Genomic DNA, 16,245 nt, shown 5'->3' with positions numbered 1-16,245 from the left:
ATGCTTTGACTGACATGACTGATATGGAACTGACCAACCGCCTGGACGCCGCCACCATCGCGGCCCGCGTCGCCGCCGGCCGCCTCGATCCCGCCGAGGTGGTCGCAGCCTTCCAGGCCCGCATCGCGGCGCGCAATGACCAACTCAACGCCGTGTTCGAGCAGCGCCAGGAGCTGGTCGATGCCGACCTGGCGCAGCTGCGCGCGCGCCTGGCGCAGGGCGAGCGCCCGCTGCTGGCGGGTGTGCCGGTGATCGTCAAGGACGTGATCTGGAGCCAGGGCCGCCGCGTCACGCAGGGCTCGCAGCTGTACCGCGACTTCATCGCGCCGGCCGACGCCATTGCGGTCGAGCGCCTGCGCCAGGCCGGCGCGATCGTGCTCGGCATGGGCAATACCTCGGAGTTCGCCTGCAAGGGACTGACCACCAACAAGGTCTACGGGCTGACACGCCATCCGCTCGATGCCACGCTGACCGCGGGCGGCTCGTCTGGCGGCTGCGCGGTGGCGGTGGCGGCCGGCATGGCGCCGCTGGCACTGGGCACCGACGGCGGCGGTTCCAGCCGGCGCCCGCCCGCGCATGCCGGCGTGGTCGGTTTCAAGCCTTCCTACGGCGCGATTCCCGATTCGGTCGGCTTTCCCCATGCCTTCAACGGCATCCAGGTGATTGCGCCGATCACGCGCACGGTGGCCGATGCCGAACTGATGTTCGAGGCGCTGGCCGGCGCCGATCCGCGCGATCCCGATACGCTGGGCTTCTCGCTTGGCGCCGCGCGCCAGCTGCATACGCTGAAGATCGCGGTCAGCCCGCGCCTGGGCCTGGACACGCCGGTCGACGACGATGTCGCGCAGGCCTTTGAGCAGGCCGTGGCCCGGCTGCAGGCCGCGGGCCTGACCATCGAGCGTGCCGACCCGGCCTGGCCGAAGGGCGCCGATGAGGCCGCGCTGATGCCGCTGCAGCATGTCGGCCTGGCCAATCTCTACGGCGAGGCCTGGCGCCGCGACCCGGAGGTGTTCGATCCCGACATCGCGCGCCAGATCGAGCGCGGCCTGGCCTGGAGCGGTGCCGATGTGGCGCGCGCCCGCGAGGCCAGCCACCAGATCGCGCTGGCCGTGGCCGGGTTCTTTACCCGCTATGACCTGCTGCTATGCCCGACCACCCCGTGCGTGGCGTGGCGCAACGACCGGCTGGGGCCGGAGCGGATCGGCGGCGTGGCGGTGGAGCCGCGCGCCCATGCGCTGTTCACGCCCTTCTTCAACCATGCGCTGGCACCGGCAATCTCAGTGCCCTGCGGCCACGGCCGCGACGGGCTGCCGGCCGGCCTGCAGATTGCCGGCCCGCGCAGTGCCGACCGCAACGTGCTGGCCGCGGCCAGGCTGGCCGAAAGCGTGCTGGCGCCGCTGCTCAACCCTGCCGGATAACCGTCATGCGAATCCTTGTCCTGAATCCGAACACCAGCGAAGGCATTACCGCGCGGCTGATGGCGGCGGCCACCGAGGCCGCGGCCCCCGGCACCGAGCTGGTGCCGCTGACCGCCAGCCGCGGCGTGCCCTATATCGCCACGCGCGCCGAGGCGCAGATCGGCGGCGCCATCGCGCTGGAGATGCTGGCCGAGCACCATGGCCAGTTCGACGCGGCCATCATCGCGGCCTTTGGCGACCCCGGCCTGATGGGCGCGCGCGAACTGTTCGACCTGCCGGTGGTGGGCATGGCCGAGGCGGCGATGCTGTCGGCCTGCATGCTGGGCCGGCGCTTTGCCATCGTGACCTTTGCGCGGGCGCTGGGGCCCTGGTATGAGGAGTGCGTGGACATGCATGGCCTGCGCAGCCGGCTGGCCGGCATCCGCATGCTGGACGGCAGCTTTGCCTCGGTGTCGGACGTGCAGGAAGAGAAGGAAGCCGTGCTGGTGGAACTGGCCAACCGCGCCGTGGCGGAGGATGAAGCCGACGTGGTGATCCTCGCCGGCGCGCCGCTGGCCGGCCTGGCCGCGCGCGTGCGCGACCGCATTCCGGTGCCGGTGGTCGACCAGATGGCCGCCGCCGTCAAGCAGGCCGAGGCGCTGGTCGCGCTGCAGCCGCGCAAGGCCACCGCGGGCACGTTCCGCCGCCCGGATGCCAAGTCCACGCTGGGTTTGCCCGCGGCGCTGGCGGCGCGCATCGAGCACCGCTAAGCCGCCTCGCTGCCGATGATGCCGCGACTCAGACCGCGGCGAACACCGCTTCCAGATCGACCTTTTCCTCGGCCGGCGCCTGCAGCCGCAGGGTGCTCTCGACATGGCCGAGGTGCTCGGTCATCAGCCGCGCGGCGCGCTCGCCGTCGCCGGCTTCCAGTGCATCGACGATGTCGTCGTGTTCATGGTGCGGGCAGGACGGCACGCCCGGCGCGTCATAGAGCGCGATGATCAGGCAGGTCAGCGAGCACAGCTCGCGCATGTACTTGCCCAGGTACTGGTTGCCGGTCATTTCGGCCAGCTTGCAGTGGAACTCGCCCGACAGCCGGATGATGGCGCGGCGGTCGTTGCTGTCGCGCGCCTGTGCTTCCTGGCGCGTGGTCTCGCGCAGCGCGCGCACGCCCGGCGCGCCGATGGCGCCGGCCAGGTCGCGCACCAGCGCGGGTTCCAGCAGGTGGCGTGAATGCAGCACCTGGCGCGCTTCGGCCACGCTCGGGCTGGAGACGAAGGTGCCGCGGTTGGGATGCACCGTCAGCACGCCTTCATGCGCCAGCTTGGCGAAGGCCAGCCGCACCTTGGTGCGGCTCACGCCGAACACGCCGCCCAGCTTTTCCTCGACCAGCTTGGTGCCCGGCGGCAGCCGGTGCTCCCAGACCGCGGTCAGGATGCGGTCCGCGATTGCCTCGACCGACGCGCCGCGCGCGCTGTCCGCGTCGGTCTCATTGATACCGTCGGTGGCGGGCAGGTCGGCTTTGGTTCGTGGCATGGCGGTTGGCCTTGGCGGTCCGGAAAAAAGACAGTCGGTGTCGTTATTGTATGGCGGCTCGCCATCAAGTGTATAACACCGGCGTTGGACCGGTTGCCGTCTTACTGCGCGCCGAGCTTGTCCAGCGCCTCGCCGGTCACGCGGCAGATGCGCCAGTCGGGCAGCACGTCGGCGCCCATGGCCTGGTAGAAATCGATCGACGGCTGGTTCCAGTCCAGCACCGACCATTCGAAGCGGCCACAGCCGCGCGCCACCGCCAGCGCCGCCAGGTGCTTGAGCAGCGCCTTGCCCAGGCCGTGGCCGCGCCAGGCCGGGTCGACGTACAGGTCTTCCAGGTACAGGCCGGGCTTGGCCAGGAAGGTCGAGAAATTGTGGAAGAAGAGGGCAAAGCCGACGGCTTGCCGGCCGCCATCGGTGTCGGCTTCGACCAGCACCGCCTCGGCATGCGGCGTGGCGCCGAACAGTGCATCCTGGATCTTCTGCGGCGTGACTTCGACGATATGCGTCAGCTTTTCGTATTCGGCCAGCGCCAGGATCAGGTTGAACAGCGTCTCGCTGTCGGCGGCGGTGGCGGGGCGGAGCGTGAAGGCGGGCTTGGACATGCTGGGTCGGCTTTCCGGAAAACAGGGATTCGGAATTATCGCCTGTGCGTCACTTGCCGCGCCAGTTTGCATGCAATCGGGTCAGTGCCCGAAGTCCGCCAGCTTGCGCACCTGGTCGACATACCCGGGCGCCAGGCAATCCACCACCAGCCGCTCCGGCGTGCTGCGCAGCCAGGTCAGCTGGCGCTTGCATAGCTGGCGCGTGGCGGCGATGCCGCGCTCGCGCATGGTGGCGAAATCGGCGTCGCCGTCCAGGTACTCCCATACCTGCCGGTAGCCGACGCAGCGGATCGACGGCAAGCCCGGATGCAGGTCGCCGCGCCTGCGTAGCCGCTCGACTTCCTCGATAAAGCCGTTGGCCAGCATCGCGTCATAACGCTGCGCGATGCGCGCGTGCAGCGCCAGGCGGTCCGATGGCTCCAGCGCAATCACGCGGAAGCGCTGGTCCGCCGCGCCGGCAAAGGTGCGCCCCTCGGCCTGGCGCGCCAGCAGCGCCGACATCGGCTGGCCGGACAGGCGATGGATTTCCAGCGCGCGCTGGATGCGCTGCGCGTCATTGGGCGCAAGCCGCGCCGCGGTGACCGGGTCGACCTCGGCCAGCATCGCATGCAGCGCCGGCCAGCCGCGCTCTGCGGCAAGCTGGTCCAGCTCCGCGCGCAGCGCGGCATCGGCCTGGGGCAAGTCATTGAGCCCCTGCGTCAGCGCCTTGTAGTACAGCATGGTGCCGCCGATGATCAGCGGCACATGGCCGCGTGCGCGGATCTGTGCGATCAGCCGTTCGGCATCGGTGACGAACTGCGCCGCGGAGTAGCTGTCGGCCGGGTCGATGATGTCGATCAGGTGGTGCGGCGCGGCGGCCAGTTCTTCGCGCGTGGGCTTGGCGGTGCCGATATCCATCTCGCGGTACACCAGCGCCGAATCCAGGCTGATGATCTCCACCGGCGCGTCGGCCGCCAGCGCCAGCGCGGCGGCGGTCTTGCCCGAGGCGGTGGGGCCGAGCAGGCAGACCACGGGCGGATGCGTGGCGGAATCGTGGGGTACGGCGGACATGGAAAGTCTGGGCTAACAGTTCGGGGCGGGCGGCTTAGAGACGCTATCAAAAGGAAGCGAAGCGGTTCTGGCTAGGCGCGCGGCCGCACACAGTACAAGTGGTACGGCAAGGCCGCGCAACGACGCCAGAATCATTTTGATAGCGTCTCTTATTGCCCGCGCAGGAACAGCCGGTCCAGCTCGGTCACGGTCAGTTGCACCCAGGTCGGGCGGCCGTGGTTGCACTGGTCGGCGCGCTCGGTCTGCTCCATCTGGCGCAAGAGCGCGTTCATTTCCTCGAGCGTGAGCTTGCGGTTGGCGCGCACCGCGCTGTGGCAGGCGAGGGTGGCCAGCAGTTCATTGCGGCGCTCGGCCAGCACGCGCGAGCCGCCATAGGCATGCAGGTCGCGCAGCACGTCGCGCGCCAGCGCTTCGGCATCGGCCTGCTGCAGCAGCGCCGGCACCGCTCGCACCGCCAGCGTTGTGGGCGACACCGGGGCGATATCGAAGCCCAGCAGCGTCAGCGTCTCCTGGTGTTCTTCGGCCACGCCGATCTCGACCGGGCTGCCGGGCAGCGTGACCGGGATCAGCAGCGGCTGCACCGCCAGGTCGCGCGCGTCCAGGCCGGCCTTGATCTGCTCGTACAGGATGCGTTCGTGCGCGGCATGCATGTCCACCAGCACCAGCCCGCGCGCGTTCTGCGCCAGCACATAGATGCCATGCAGTTGGGCGATGGCGTAGCCGAGCGGGTGGTCGTCGGGGGCGTCGGCAGGATCGGCAAAGCCGGCGTGCGCGGCCGGCGGCAGCCGGTCCAGCAGGCCGGGCGGGTCGTCGGCGCGTGCCGCCTGGGCGTCGGCCAGCCAGGCTGGCGCTTGCGCCGGGGTGCCGGGCATGGCGCCATAGGGCCGCGCTGCCGGTGCGGCGGCATCACGCACCATGCCCAGGTAGGCCTGGCGTGGCTGGGCGATGCCGAGTTCGGTCTGGCGTGCCGCAGAATAGTTGATCCACTGGCCGCCGCCGCCACCACTGCCGCCACCATAGCCCGGCCGTGCGCCGCCCGCCGGTGTCGCGCCGCCAGGCGGCAAGGCGATCTCGCCGTCGGCGTCGGTATGCAGGCTGTCGCCGTTCTCGCCGGCCTGCCGCGCCAGGCAGCGCTGCACCGCGTGGTAGACGAACTGGTGCACGGCGCGCGATTCACGGAAGCGCACTTCGATCTTCGACGGGTGCACGTTGACGTCGACCATCTCCGGCGGCAGGTCCAGGCACACCACATAGGACGGGAAGCGGTCGCCGTGCAGCACGTCCTGGTAGGCGCTGCGCACCGCGTGGTTGAGCAGCTTGTCGCGCACGAAGCGGCCGTTGACAAAAAAGTACTGCTGGTCCGGCCGCCCGCGCGAGGCCGTGGGCAGCCCGGCAAAGCCATACAGGTGCAGCGTATCGGCCTCTTCGTCCAGTGGCAGGCGGGCACGGGCAAACTCATTGCCCAGCACCTGCGCGGTACGGGTGGCGACGTCGCCGGCATTCCAGTGCTCCAGCGGCTTGCCGTTGTGGTGGACCGAGATGGTCACGTCGGGCCGCGCCAGCGCCACGCGCCGCACCATCTCCAGGCAGTGCCCCAGCTCGGTTTGCTCCGATTTGAGGAACTTTCGGCGCGCTGGCGTGTTGAAGTAGAGATGCTGCACGTCGACGGTGGTGCCGACCCCGCCCGAGGCAGGCTGCACCGTGCCGGTATCGGCGCTGACCTGGGTGGCATGGGCATCGGCCGCGGTGCGGCTGGTCAGGGCCAGCTGGGACACCGAGGCGATCGAGGCCAGGGCCTCGCCGCGGAAGCCCAGCGTCAGCACCGATTCCAGTTCGTCGAGCGACGCAATCTTGCTGGTGGCGTGGCGCATCAGCGCGACCGGCAACTCGGCCGCAGGGATGCCGCAGCCGTTGTCCGTGATGACGATGCGCCGCACGCCGCCTTCTTCCAGCCGGATGCCGAGCTGCGTGGCGCCGGCGTCGAGCGCGTTTTCCAGCAACTCCTTGACCACCGAGGCTGGTCGTTCCACCACTTCGCCGGCGGCGATCTGGCTGATGAGCTGGTCCGGCAGCGGCCGGATCGGGCGCGGCTGCTGGGTGGTGCGCAGGGCGGTGCTGGAGGCGGAGGCAGGCATCCGGCGATTATACGTGGACGCCCGCACGGATTCGGACGCGCAAAGGCGCCGCAGGTGACGGATTGGCGCGGCGGCTCTTGTATGATTCAGGCCAGGGCGGCCCAGGCCGCATCGGACAGAACGCAGTCAACCAAACCATCAACGGGGAACGACTTGGATCTCGCTTTGCAGCTTATCGACATGCTGGTGCATGTCGACAAATATCTCGGCACGGTCATCGAGCAGTATGGCCACTGGGTCTATGCCATCCTGTTCCTGATCGTCTTTGCCGAAACCGGTCTGGTGGTCCTGCCGTTCCTGCCGGGCGACTCGCTGCTGTTTATCGCGGGCGCCTTCTGCGCAACCGGCGCCATGAACGAGTGGGCGCTGATCGGCCTGCTGCTGGTGGCGGCGATCTCCGGCAATACCGTCAACTACCTGGTGGGCAGCTGGATCGGGCCCAAGGTGTTCGACCACCAGTGGCGCTTCCTGGACCAGGATGCGCTGCGCCGCACCCATGACTTCTATGAGCGGCACGGCGGCAAGACGCTGGTGATGGCGCGCTTCGTGCCGATCGTGCGCACCTTCGCCCCGTTCGTGGCGGGCGTGTCGCAGATGACCTTTGCGCGCTTCCAGATGTTCAACGTGGTCGGCGCCGTGGCCTGGGTGGTCGGCCTGGTCTTTGCCGGCTACTTCTTCGGCAACCTGCCGTTCATCCGCCAGTACCTGAACCTGATCGTGCTGGCCGGCATCGGCGCGGCCGTGGTGCCGCTGGTGCTGGGCGGGCTGTGGAAGCTGGTGCGCGGCAACCGCCGCCGGCCCACGCGCGTGGAGCGCTGAGCCGCTGGCGGCTTGCCCGCGGACTCGTCAGTTGAGGCTGCGGCTCATCATCCGCAGCGCGGGCATGCGCTCGCGGATCTGGCCGATATCGGCGGCATCGGGTCGGGCCTGGACATAGGCTTCCAGGTCGGCCAGCGCCGGGCGGAAGCACTCCAGGTTGGCGTACGCCAGCCCCCGGTCGCGCACTTCCTCGATCGAACCCGGCAGCAGGATCACCAGGCGGTTCTGCACCGCCAGCAGCCGCTGCCAGCGCGACTCCTGCAGGTAGATTGCCTTCAGGTTGCGCAGTATGCGCGCGACGATCTCGCGGTGGCTGGCCGCGCGCAGGAACAAGCCCAGCGGCACCTGGCTGGCATCGCTGATGCCTTCACGCTCCAGGTACGGATCCAGCATTTCCTGCAGCTGTCCCTTCGACAGGGTCTCGCCGGTGAGCGGGTCCAGTATCACCTCGCCGGCCGGGATCGTCATGCGCAGCAGGAAATGGTTGGGGAACGACACGCCCTTGAGCGGCAGGCCGATCTGCTGGCCCAGCTCCATGAACAGCACCGCAAGCGAGATCGGGATGCCGCGGCGCTGGCGCAGCACCACGTTCAGGTAGGAGTTGTCGGGGTCGTAGTAGTCGTTCGCGTTCGGGCCGAAACCCAGGTCGCGATAGAAGAAATGGTTCAGCAGGCGCAGCCGCTGGATCGCGGGGGTGCCTTCGGCGATCCGGCGCTTCAGGCGCAGCGCCAGCACGTCCAGCGCCGCAAGCTCGGCCTGCAGGTCCAGGTCGGGGTAGGCGTCCTGCGCGATGGACAGCGCGGTTTCGGTCAGCGGGATGCCGTTTTCGTCAGCCACGAGGCTGGCGAAATAATCCAGGACTTTGGTGGATGTCATGTCGGTTTCCCGGTGCAGCCGCCGGCACCGCGCGCAGCGTGGGTCACCATTGCTGGCGCATTAGGTGGCCCATGCGTTGGCAGATTCGCTGGCCCATCAGCCGGCGCGGCGCCTGAAGGCAGAGTAGCGCAGTCCCATGAGCCACAGTGTACCGAAGTAGACCACCGCTGCAAGTACCAGGCACGAAGCCAGCAGCGCAATGCGCAGGAGCGGCGTCGCGCCCAGCCCGATCCAGTCGAAGTTGCGCGCGAACCAGAGCAGCATGCCGGACAGCAGCAGCACCGAGGCGCACAGCTGCGCCAGGAACAGCCACCAGCCCGGCGCCGGCCGGTACAGGCCGCGTCGGCGCAGGCCGAAGAACAGCAGCAGCGCGTTGATGGTGGCGCCGGCACTGATCGACAGCGCCAGCCCGGCATGGCCGATCCACGGCACGAACGCATAGTTGCAGGCCTGCGTGATCACCAGCACCAGCAGCGCGATCTTCACCGGCGTGCGGATATCCTGGCGCGCATAGAAGCCAGGCGCCAGGATCTTGATCGAAATCAGCCCCATCAGGCCGACGCCGTATGAAACCAGCGCCTGGCGCGTCATCTCGACCGCGTGGGCGTCGAACTTGCCGTAGTTGAACAGCACGGCGGTCAGCGGCGCGCCGAACACGAACAGCCCTACCGCGCAGGGCACCGCCAGCAGGAAGGTCAGGCGCAGGCCCCAGTCGAGCAGGCTGGAGTATTCGGCATGGTCGCCCGAGGCGTTGGCCTTGGACAGGCTCGGCAGCAGGATCGTGCCCAACGCCACGCCCAGCAGCGCGGTCGGGAATTCCATCAGCCGGTCGGCATAGGTCAGGTAAGAGACGCTGCCCGCGGCCAGCCGCGAGGCGATATTGGTATTGATGATCTGGCTGATCTGCGCCACCGACACGGCCAGCAGCGCCGGCCCCATCTGCCGCAGGATGCGGCGCACGCCGGGATCGGACCACGCCGCGCGCAGGTTGAAGCCCAGCCGCGGCATCATGCCCAGGCGCCGCAGCGCCGGCACCTGGATCGCCAGCTGCAGCACGCCGCCAACCAGCACGCCCCACGCCTGCGCGTAGATGGGCTGGTCCATGTGCGGGCCGACGAACAGGGCCGCGATGATCAGGCACAGGTTCAGCAGCACCGGCGTGAAGGCCGGCACCGCGAACTTGCGCCAGGTATTAAGGATGCCGGACGCCAGCGCCACCAGCGAGATCAGGCCGATATACGGGAACATCACCCGCGTCATGAACACGGCTGCGGTATAGGTCTCGCTTTGCCCGCGGAAGCCGGTGGCGACCGCAGTCATCACGAGCGGCGCCCCGATCACGCCAAGCAGCGACACGCCCATCAGCACCCAGGTCATGACCGTGGCGACGGCGTCGATCAGTGCCTTGGTCGGCTCGTCGCCGCGCTTGGCGTGGTATTCGCCCAGGATCGGCACGAAGGCCTGCGAGAACGCGCCTTCGCCGAAAATGCGGCGCAGCAGGTTGGGAATGCGGAAGGCCACGTTGAACGCGTCGGTCATCTCCGACGCGCCAAAGGCGCGGGCGATCAGGATCTCGCGCACGAGGCCGGTGATGCGCGAGAGCATCGTCAGGCTGCTGATGGTGGCGAGCGCTTTGAGCAGGTTCAAGGTGCGGGTCGGTGCGGGACGGTGGATCGGTGCGGGCGCACCGCATGCCTGGGACGCCTCTGAGACGCGGTCCGGGCGATAAAGTTGCCGGCGCGCCACGTGCCCCGGCACAATGTGGCGCTTATTATACGGACCGGCCCGGTGCCCGCCCGGCCTGAGCTGGCAAAGTGTCCGCCGTGTTGCTTTGTGGGCCGGCATCTGTGTATAATTGCGGATTCACAAGGACAGTTGCGTTCCGGATTCGTGTGTCAGTGCATCCCGGGTCGCTCGATATGACTTAATTGTTGTGTCCCCCGCGGCACGCATCTGAATTCAGGATATTTTTACATGGCAAATTCCGCACAAGCTCGCAAGCGCGCCCGTCAGGCCGTTGTCCAGAACGCTCACAACTCCAGCCTGCGTTCGCGTCTGCGCACCGCCGTCAAGGCCGTCCGCAAGGCCATTGGCGCTGGCGACAAGGCCGCTGCCGCCGAGATCTTCAAGAACTCGCAAGCCGTGATCGACAGCATTGCCGACAAGAAGATCGTGCACAAGAACAAGGCCGCCCGTCACAAGTCGCGCCTGTCGGCTGCCATCAAGTCGATGGCTGCCTGATCGCTGCCAGGGCCGCCCCGGCGGTCCAGCAGAGGCGGGTGCCCAGGCATCCGCCAACAAAAAAGCTCGTCATCCGACGAGCTTTTTTGCTTTCCGGCGCCAGGCCGGCAGGCTTATTCCAGCGAACAGGCTTCCACCAGCTGCAGGTTGTTGTCGCGCGCGAAATTCAGCACGAAATCCAGCGCCTTGGGTTCAATGTCGCGCAGCCGCACGTCCACCACCACGCATTTGACGTTGCCGGCGAAGATCGGCCGCACGTAAGGGGAGTAGGTCAGGCGCGGGTCGCCGCTGTCGCCCTCGGGGCGGAACTGCGCCATCACGCCGCACAGCCGCTCGGCCCAGTCGCTCGGGCGGAAGGTCTTGCCTTCCTTGGTAATGCCTTGGATAAAGTATTCGCGAACGTTGGGGTTCATGAGGCTGGACACTGCGGGTGAGGCGGATGACTCGACGGTAAACCCGCTGGACGGGCGCCCGTTTGACGCGGCCGGGGCGCGTTTGGTTCGCGCTGGTTCCAGCCGGAAGGCGGGGCGTCGGTGTCTTGCGGGGGCACTTTTGATGCCGGCGGCGGGCAGCGGCATGGGTATGCCGGGCCCCGCGTGAATCAGCGGGTATTATATCTTATATAAGAGTTGCGCATAAGGGCGAAATCCTGTCGGGAACCTGTCAGCGGCACCGGGCCGGGGTAGGACGCAAGTCCGTGCCGGGTTGTCCCGGACTCGCCAAAGCAGAAATAATCCCTTATGATTCTTGCAGTTAAATTGCGTATGCGACGCGAAAGGCGGCTCCGCGGCGCGCTTGAGTCATGAACACTTCGTGACGGCGCGTCCCCACCGAGCCGCCTTCTTTGTTTTATGAGCTCAACCCCGATCAAGCATTACCTCCAGTTCAGCGACTTCACTCCCGACGAGTATGAGTATCTGCTGGATCGCGCGCGGATCCTGAAGGCCAAGTTCAAGAACTACGAGACCTGGCACCCGCTGCACGACCGCACGCTGGCCATGATCTTCGAGAAGAATTCCACGCGTACGCGCCTGTCGTTCGAAGCCGGCATCCACCAGCTGGGCGGCCACGCGGTGTTCCTGAACACGCGCGACTCGCAGTTGGGCCGCGGCGAGCCGATCGAGGATGCGGCGCAGGTGATCTCGCGCATGGTCGACATCATCATGATCCGCACCTTCGGCCAGGACATCATCGAGCGCTTTGCCGCGCATTCGCGCGTGCCGGTGATCAACGGCCTGACCAACGAATACCACCCGTGCCAGGTGCTGGCCGACGTCTTCACCTACATCGAGCAGCGCGGCAGCATCCGCGGCAAGACGGTGGCGTGGATTGGCGATGCCAACAACATGGCCTATACCTGGATCCAGGCCGCCGAGCGTCTGGGCTTCACCTTCCATTTCTCGGCGCCGCCGGGCTACCAGCTCGATCCGGCCATGGTGCCGGCGTCCGCCGCCGGCCTGGTCAAGGTCTTCGACGATCCGCTCACGGCCTGCCAGGGCGCCAGCCTGGTCACCACCGATGTCTGGACCAGCATGGGCTTCGAGGCCGAGAATGACGCCCGCAAGCGCGCCTTCAAGGACTGGATGGTCACCACCCCGATGATGGACCGCGCCGAGCCCGACGCGCTCTTCATGCACTGCCTGCCGGCGCACCGCGGCGAGGAAGTCGAGGCCGCCGTGATCGACGGTCCCAAGAGCGTGGTCTGGGAAGAGGCCGAGAACCGCCTGCACGTGCAGAAGGCGCTGATGGAATACCTGCTCTGCGGCCGCTACTGAGCGCGCCCGGGGTGAACAGGGGAGGGGCCGCGATGGCCCCTCTTTTTACGTCTTTCGCAAGACACCCAAGGAGATGGAAGTGAGCCAGTTCGACAACGTGTCGGTCGTCAAGAAAGCCAACCTGTACTTTGACGGCAAGTGCGTCAGCCACACCGTGCTGTTCGCGGACGGCACCCGCAAGACGCTGGGCGTGATCTTCCCGGCCGCGCTGACCTTCAACACCGGCGCGCCCGAGATCATGGAAATCAACGCCGGCAGCTGCCGCGTGCGCCTGGCCGGTTCGGAAGACTGGCAGACCTACGGCGCGGGCCAGCAGTTCAGCGTGCCGGGCAACAGCAGCTTCGATATCGAGGTGCAGGAAACGCTGGACTACGTCTGCCACTTCGCGTGACAGGCGCGGCGGGTCAGTCCTGACCCGCCTGCTTTACAGCACCACCGGTTCCGGTTCGATGCGCACGCCAAAGCGTGCCTGCACCGCATCGGCGATGCGGTTGGCCAGTGCCAGCAGCATCGCGCCGGTGCCGCCGCCGTGGTGCACCAGCACCAGCGCCTGCTTGCCGTAGACCCCCACCGGGCCATCGGTCACGCCCTTGAAGCCGCAGCGGTCGATCAGCCAGCCGGCGGCCAGCTTGTACGAGCCGTCCGGCTGCGCATAGCTGACCAGGTCCGGGTTGGCCTGCAGCAGCGCGTCGCGCTGCGCGGCGCTGACGAGCGGATTCTTGAAGAAGCTGCCCGCATTGCCCAGCTGTGCCGGGTCGGGCAGCTTGCGCGAACGGATCGCGACCACGGCGTCGCGCACCATGGCCGCATCGGGCGCGGCCTGTCCGTCGAGTTCGCGCGCCAGTTCCCCATACGACAGCACCGGCTGCCACGCCTTGGGCAGGCACAACGTCACCGCCGTGATGATGTAGCGGCCGGCGCCGGCGCGCTTGAACAGGCTGTCGCGGTAGCCGAAGCCGCACGCCCGCAGGTCCAGCCAGACGAATGCGCCGGTGTGGCGGTCATAGGCGCGCACGCCTTCGAAGCGCTCGCGCAGCTCCACCCCGTAGGCGCCGATGTTCTGGATTGGCGCCGCGCCCGCGGTGCCGGGGATCAGCGCCAGGTTTTCCAGCCCGGGCATGCCGTCGGCGATGGTGCGGTTGACCAGCGCGTTCCAGTTTTCGCCGGCGCCGGCGGTGACCAGCCAGGCATCGCCAGTCTCCTCCGGCTGGTAGCCGGGGATTTCCATCAGCAGCACCAGCGCGTCCAGGTCGCCGGTCAGCACCACATTGCTGCCGCCGCCCAGGACCACCAGTGGCAGGCCGTCGGCACGCGGGTCGGCCAGTGCCGCGGTCAGGTCGGCTTCGCTGCGCACATGCACCGCAAAGCGCGCGCGCGCGTCGAATCCGAATGTATTGTGGCGACGCAGGGGATAGAATTCGTGGAAATCTGCCATGCAAGGGAAAGGTGACGCGGCCGCCGCTGGAGGGCAAGCGACCGGAACTGCGAGGTAGGCTGGATTATACGGAAGGCGCCGTGCGCGGCCGGCTTCCGGGCATACGGATCACAAGGAGAATGCAATGCCGTCGTTTGATGTAGTGTGCGAAGCGAACATGGTCGAGGTGAAGAATGCCGTCGAGCAGGCCAACAAGGAAATCTCGACGCGCTTCGATTTCAAGGGCTCGGACGCCCGGGTCGAGCAGAAGGAAAATGAACTGACTGCCTTTGCCGACGATGATTTCAAGCTGAGCCAGGTCAAGGATGTGCTGATCAACAAGATGGCCAAGCGCAACGTGGACGTGCGCTTCCTGGACTACGGCAAGATCGACAAGATCAGCGGCGACAAGGTCAAGCAGGTGATCACGATCAAGAAGGGCGTGACCGGCGACCTGTCCAAGAAGATCGTGCGCATGATCAAGGACAGCAAGATCAAGGTGCAGGCCAGCATCCAGGGCGATGCGGTGCGCGTGTCGGGCGCCAAGCGCGACGACCTGCAGAGCGTGATGGCGATGCTGCGCAAGGACGTGTCCGAGGCGCCGCTGGACTTCAACAACTTCCGCGACTGAGTCTTGCCTCCCGCGCCGGCGCTCCTGCCGGCGCCGCCTGGCGCTGCCGCAATCAGCGAGGCTGCGGCAGTCCGCCGATTTTCGCGCCGGCCTTGATGCCTTTCTGCGTGAACCATCCCTTGTTCATTTCCAGCGCATAGCGGATCGCTGCCTTCGGGCAATGGTTGTTCTCCGTGCGCGGCGCCATGTCCTCGATATTGACGATGGTGCCGTCATCGGCCAGGAAGGCGATCGACAGCGGCAGCTCGGTATTGCGCATCCAGAAGCAGTGACCCGCCTTCTGCTCGAACACGAACAGCATGCCGGCGTTGGGGGCCATGGTCGTGCGGTACATCAGTCCCTGCTCGCGCGCTGCCGGCGTGGCGGCAACCTCCGCCTGGATCGCAAACATGCCTGCGGTGAGCGGCACCACCGGCAGCGCGGCCTGCGCGTGCGCGAGCCCCGCGCTCAACGCGAGCAGGCCGGCAATTGAGGAGCATCGTGACAACAGCGTCTTGGACAGGAAGGACATGGTGTTCAGTCTGAAATGGCGCGGGCAGCGGCAGCCGCAAGCATAGCGCACGCGCGGCGTGCCGATGTGCGGCGGGCGGTACGTCGCGCATCACGATCCATCGCGGCAACAAAAAAGGCAGGCGCCTGGCGGCAGCCTGCCTTCTCTTTCCTGCCTCGCGAGCGCACGGGGCAGGGAGGGCGCCAGCGATTACTGGGCGGCCGGGGCCGAAGCGGCGGCAGCCTTCTTCTTGTTGTGCTTCTTGGTCGTGGTCTTCTTCTTGGTCGTGGTCTTCGGGGCTTCCTTGGTGGCCGCGGGCGCTGCAGCGTCGGCGGCAGCAGGTGCCGAAGCCTGGGCGAAGGCGCCGGTGGCGAACAGGCCAACAACCAGAGCAGCGATCAGTTTTTTCATGGCGTATTACCTCGAAGGATGAGAACAGTCGGAAAGATTGACGCGTGATAGGACGTGTCCCCGACAAGAACGAGGCCGCTGCCGCCAGCGTTGACCCGCGACTTGTTAGTTTTTGTAACGAGAACGCCGCTTGATGTCGTTCGCCTGTCTGGTCTTTGAGACATGGGCGGGCGGTGCCGGATCCTGGCGCACGCGCGGTGCTGCCGGTGCCAGTCCCAGTTGCGCGGGCAACACCTCGCAGCATGCCCCCGGAGCCAGGCCGAGCGCGCGCAGGTCGAGCGGGCCGATCCCGACTCGCACCAGCCGCAATGTGGGAAAGCCGACCGCGGCGGTCATGCGGCGCACCTGCCGGTTCTTGCCCTCGCGGATCTTCAGTTCCAGCCACGCGGTCGGGATCGCCGCGCGAAAGCGCACCGGCGGCTGGCGCGGCCACAGCCAGTCTGGCGCGTCGATCGCGCGTACCCTGGCCGGCTGCGTGACGAAGTCGCCCAGGTCTACCCCGGCGCGCAGCCGGGCCAGCGCGGCGGCATCGGGAATGCCTTCGATCTGTGCCAGGTAGGTCTTCTCCAGCTTGTGGCGCGGGTCGGCGATGCGGGCCTGCAGTGCGCCGTCGTCGGTCAGCAGCAGCAAGCCCTCGCTGTCGGCATCGAGCCGCCCGGCCGGGTAGACGCCGGGCACGCTCACGCACGCGGCCAGCGTCGGGCGCGTCGGGTGTTCGGAGAACTGGCTCATGGTGCCAAACGGCTTGTTCAGGGCAATCAGGGTCATGGGGCGCAAGTATGCCGCAGCGGCGCGCCGGGCCGGGGGATCGGAGGATCTGGGGTCCGGCCCGATTGGCGGATGATGAAAAATTGCTGCATAATACGAA

Annotated in this window: 18 protein-coding genes; 7 read left to right on the top strand and 11 right to left on the bottom strand. The window is 67.5% G+C overall.

Annotated elements, in window-relative coordinates; translation table 11 throughout:
• Positions 1 to 14: 14 nt before the first annotated feature.
• The gene (locus ACW4E8_RS12750) at positions 15 to 1,418 is read left to right on the top strand and encodes an amidase (RefSeq protein WP_456804845.1); all 1,404 of its coding nucleotides are present in this window, start codon (positions 15 to 17) and stop codon (positions 1,416 to 1,418) included.
• A 5-nt stretch (positions 1,419 to 1,423) separates the two neighbouring features.
• A complete protein-coding gene (locus ACW4E8_RS12745; protein WP_456804844.1) occupies positions 1,424 to 2,167 on the top strand; it encodes an aspartate/glutamate racemase family protein in 744 nt (247 codons plus the stop codon).
• 28 nt (positions 2,168 to 2,195) lie between these two features.
• Here the strand turns inward: ACW4E8_RS12745 and ACW4E8_RS12740 are convergent, their stop codons facing one another.
• The 4 genes from ACW4E8_RS12740 to mutL all read right to left on the bottom strand — a co-directional run bounded on the left by ACW4E8_RS12740 (position 2,196) and on the right by mutL (position 6,720).
• Positions 2,196 to 2,933 (bottom strand): GntR family transcriptional regulator, encoded by a 738-nt coding sequence (locus ACW4E8_RS12740; RefSeq protein ID WP_456804843.1) that lies wholly within the window; start codon positions 2,931 to 2,933, stop codon positions 2,196 to 2,198.
• Between the two features lie 101 nt (positions 2,934 to 3,034).
• Positions 3,035 to 3,535: an N-acetyltransferase family protein gene (locus ACW4E8_RS12735; protein WP_456804842.1), complete on the bottom strand. Its 501-nt coding sequence runs from the start codon at positions 3,533 to 3,535 to the stop codon at positions 3,035 to 3,037.
• An 81-nt stretch (positions 3,536 to 3,616) separates the two neighbouring features.
• A complete protein-coding gene (gene miaA, locus ACW4E8_RS12730; RefSeq protein WP_456804841.1) occupies positions 3,617 to 4,585 on the bottom strand; it encodes a tRNA (adenosine(37)-N6)-dimethylallyltransferase MiaA in 969 nt (322 codons plus the stop codon).
• 149 nt (positions 4,586 to 4,734) lie between these two features.
• The gene (gene mutL / locus ACW4E8_RS12725) at positions 4,735 to 6,720 is read right to left on the bottom strand and encodes a DNA mismatch repair endonuclease MutL (protein WP_456804840.1); all 1,986 of its coding nucleotides are present in this window, start codon (positions 6,718 to 6,720) and stop codon (positions 4,735 to 4,737) included.
• 165 nt (positions 6,721 to 6,885) lie between these two features.
• Between mutL and ACW4E8_RS12720 the strand changes: the two genes are divergently transcribed.
• Positions 6,886 to 7,539, top strand: coding sequence for a VTT domain-containing protein (locus ACW4E8_RS12720; protein WP_018311548.1), 654 nt, complete (start codon positions 6,886 to 6,888; stop codon positions 7,537 to 7,539).
• A 27-nt stretch (positions 7,540 to 7,566) separates the two neighbouring features.
• Here the strand turns inward: ACW4E8_RS12720 and ACW4E8_RS12715 are convergent, their stop codons facing one another.
• Together ACW4E8_RS12715 and murJ are read right to left on the bottom strand one after the other, a co-directional pair.
• Entirely contained in the window at positions 7,567 to 8,415 is an 849-nt protein-coding gene (locus ACW4E8_RS12715; RefSeq protein WP_456804839.1) for a SirB1 family protein, read from the bottom strand.
• A gap of 96 nt (positions 8,416 to 8,511) precedes the next feature.
• Complete coding sequence (gene murJ / locus ACW4E8_RS12710) at positions 8,512 to 10,062, bottom strand: murein biosynthesis integral membrane protein MurJ (protein WP_456804838.1); 1,551 nt, start codon at positions 10,060 to 10,062, stop codon at positions 8,512 to 8,514.
• 327 nt (positions 10,063 to 10,389) lie between these two features.
• Between murJ and rpsT the strand changes: the two genes are divergently transcribed.
• Entirely contained in the window at positions 10,390 to 10,656 is a 267-nt protein-coding gene (gene rpsT / locus ACW4E8_RS12705; RefSeq protein WP_456804837.1) for a 30S ribosomal protein S20, read from the top strand.
• 113 nt (positions 10,657 to 10,769) lie between these two features.
• On the opposite strand, the gene ACW4E8_RS12700 is transcribed toward rpsT, so the two are convergent.
• Positions 10,770 to 11,069 (bottom strand): DUF3579 domain-containing protein, encoded by a 300-nt coding sequence (locus ACW4E8_RS12700; RefSeq protein ID WP_012353767.1) that lies wholly within the window; start codon positions 11,067 to 11,069, stop codon positions 10,770 to 10,772.
• Between the two features lie 438 nt (positions 11,070 to 11,507).
• Between ACW4E8_RS12700 and argF the strand changes: the two genes are divergently transcribed.
• Both argF and ppnP read left to right on the top strand, forming a co-directional pair.
• A complete protein-coding gene (argF, locus tag ACW4E8_RS12695; protein ID WP_035821233.1) occupies positions 11,508 to 12,431 on the top strand; it encodes an ornithine carbamoyltransferase in 924 nt (307 codons plus the stop codon).
• A 79-nt stretch (positions 12,432 to 12,510) separates the two neighbouring features.
• The gene (gene ppnP, locus ACW4E8_RS12690) at positions 12,511 to 12,822 is read left to right on the top strand and encodes a pyrimidine/purine nucleoside phosphorylase (RefSeq protein WP_456804836.1); all 312 of its coding nucleotides are present in this window, start codon (positions 12,511 to 12,513) and stop codon (positions 12,820 to 12,822) included.
• A 33-nt stretch (positions 12,823 to 12,855) separates the two neighbouring features.
• On the opposite strand, the gene murB is transcribed toward ppnP, so the two are convergent.
• Entirely contained in the window at positions 12,856 to 13,866 is a 1,011-nt protein-coding gene (gene murB / locus ACW4E8_RS12685; protein ID WP_456804835.1) for a UDP-N-acetylmuramate dehydrogenase, read from the bottom strand.
• A gap of 124 nt (positions 13,867 to 13,990) precedes the next feature.
• On the opposite strand from murB, the gene ACW4E8_RS12680 reads away from it, so the two are divergent.
• Positions 13,991 to 14,476: a YajQ family cyclic di-GMP-binding protein gene (locus ACW4E8_RS12680; protein ID WP_316151388.1), complete on the top strand. Its 486-nt coding sequence runs from the start codon at positions 13,991 to 13,993 to the stop codon at positions 14,474 to 14,476.
• 52 nt (positions 14,477 to 14,528) lie between these two features.
• Here ACW4E8_RS12680 and ACW4E8_RS12675 read toward each other — a convergent pair whose 3' ends face one another.
• The 3 genes from ACW4E8_RS12675 to ACW4E8_RS12665 form a co-directional block, all read right to left on the bottom strand.
• Entirely contained in the window at positions 14,529 to 14,987 is a 459-nt protein-coding gene (locus tag ACW4E8_RS12675) for a DUF192 domain-containing protein (protein WP_456804834.1), read from the bottom strand.
• A 189-nt stretch (positions 14,988 to 15,176) separates the two neighbouring features.
• Positions 15,177 to 15,377 carry a hypothetical protein gene (locus ACW4E8_RS12670; protein ID WP_456804833.1) on the bottom strand — a complete coding sequence of 67 codons (201 nt, stop codon included), beginning with the start codon at positions 15,375 to 15,377 and terminating at the stop codon, positions 15,177 to 15,179.
• A 105-nt stretch (positions 15,378 to 15,482) separates the two neighbouring features.
• Positions 15,483 to 16,145 (bottom strand): pseudouridine synthase, encoded by a 663-nt coding sequence (locus ACW4E8_RS12665; RefSeq protein WP_456804832.1) that lies wholly within the window; start codon positions 16,143 to 16,145, stop codon positions 15,483 to 15,485.
• Positions 16,146 to 16,245: the final 100 nt, after the last annotated feature.

The sequence above is a fragment of the Cupriavidus sp. CP313 genome, from assembly GCF_054072015.1.
This window is presented reverse-complemented; position numbering and strand designations above follow the sequence as displayed.

Excerpts from the sequence above, each read along its gene's own strand:
- ACW4E8_RS12750 (WP_456804845.1), top strand. The coding sequence starts at position 15 with ATGACTGATATGGAACTGACCAACCGCCTGGACGCCGCCACCATCGCG.
- ACW4E8_RS12745 (WP_456804844.1), top strand. The coding sequence starts at position 1,424 with ATGCGAATCCTTGTCCTGAATCCGAACACCAGCGAAGGCATTACCGCG.
- ACW4E8_RS12740 (WP_456804843.1), bottom strand. The coding sequence starts at position 2,933 with ATGCCACGAACCAAAGCCGACCTGCCCGCCACCGACGGTATCAATGAG.
- ACW4E8_RS12735 (WP_456804842.1), bottom strand. The coding sequence starts at position 3,535 with ATGTCCAAGCCCGCCTTCACGCTCCGCCCCGCCACCGCCGCCGACAGC.
- miaA (WP_456804841.1), bottom strand. The coding sequence starts at position 4,585 with ATGTCCGCCGTACCCCACGATTCCGCCACGCATCCGCCCGTGGTCTGC.
- mutL (WP_456804840.1), bottom strand. The coding sequence starts at position 6,720 with ATGCCTGCCTCCGCCTCCAGCACCGCCCTGCGCACCACCCAGCAGCCG.
- ACW4E8_RS12715 (WP_456804839.1), bottom strand. The coding sequence starts at position 8,415 with ATGACATCCACCAAAGTCCTGGATTATTTCGCCAGCCTCGTGGCTGAC.
- rpsT (WP_456804837.1), top strand. The coding sequence starts at position 10,390 with ATGGCAAATTCCGCACAAGCTCGCAAGCGCGCCCGTCAGGCCGTTGTC.
- ACW4E8_RS12700 (WP_012353767.1), bottom strand. The coding sequence starts at position 11,069 with ATGAACCCCAACGTTCGCGAATACTTTATCCAAGGCATTACCAAGGAA.
- argF (WP_035821233.1), top strand. The coding sequence starts at position 11,508 with ATGAGCTCAACCCCGATCAAGCATTACCTCCAGTTCAGCGACTTCACT.
- murB (WP_456804835.1), bottom strand. The coding sequence starts at position 13,866 with ATGGCAGATTTCCACGAATTCTATCCCCTGCGTCGCCACAATACATTC.
- ACW4E8_RS12680 (WP_316151388.1), top strand. The coding sequence starts at position 13,991 with ATGCCGTCGTTTGATGTAGTGTGCGAAGCGAACATGGTCGAGGTGAAG.
- ACW4E8_RS12675 (WP_456804834.1), bottom strand. The coding sequence starts at position 14,987 with ATGTCCTTCCTGTCCAAGACGCTGTTGTCACGATGCTCCTCAATTGCC.
- ACW4E8_RS12670 (WP_456804833.1), bottom strand. The coding sequence starts at position 15,377 with ATGAAAAAACTGATCGCTGCTCTGGTTGTTGGCCTGTTCGCCACCGGC.
- ACW4E8_RS12665 (WP_456804832.1), bottom strand. The coding sequence starts at position 16,145 with ATGACCCTGATTGCCCTGAACAAGCCGTTTGGCACCATGAGCCAGTTC.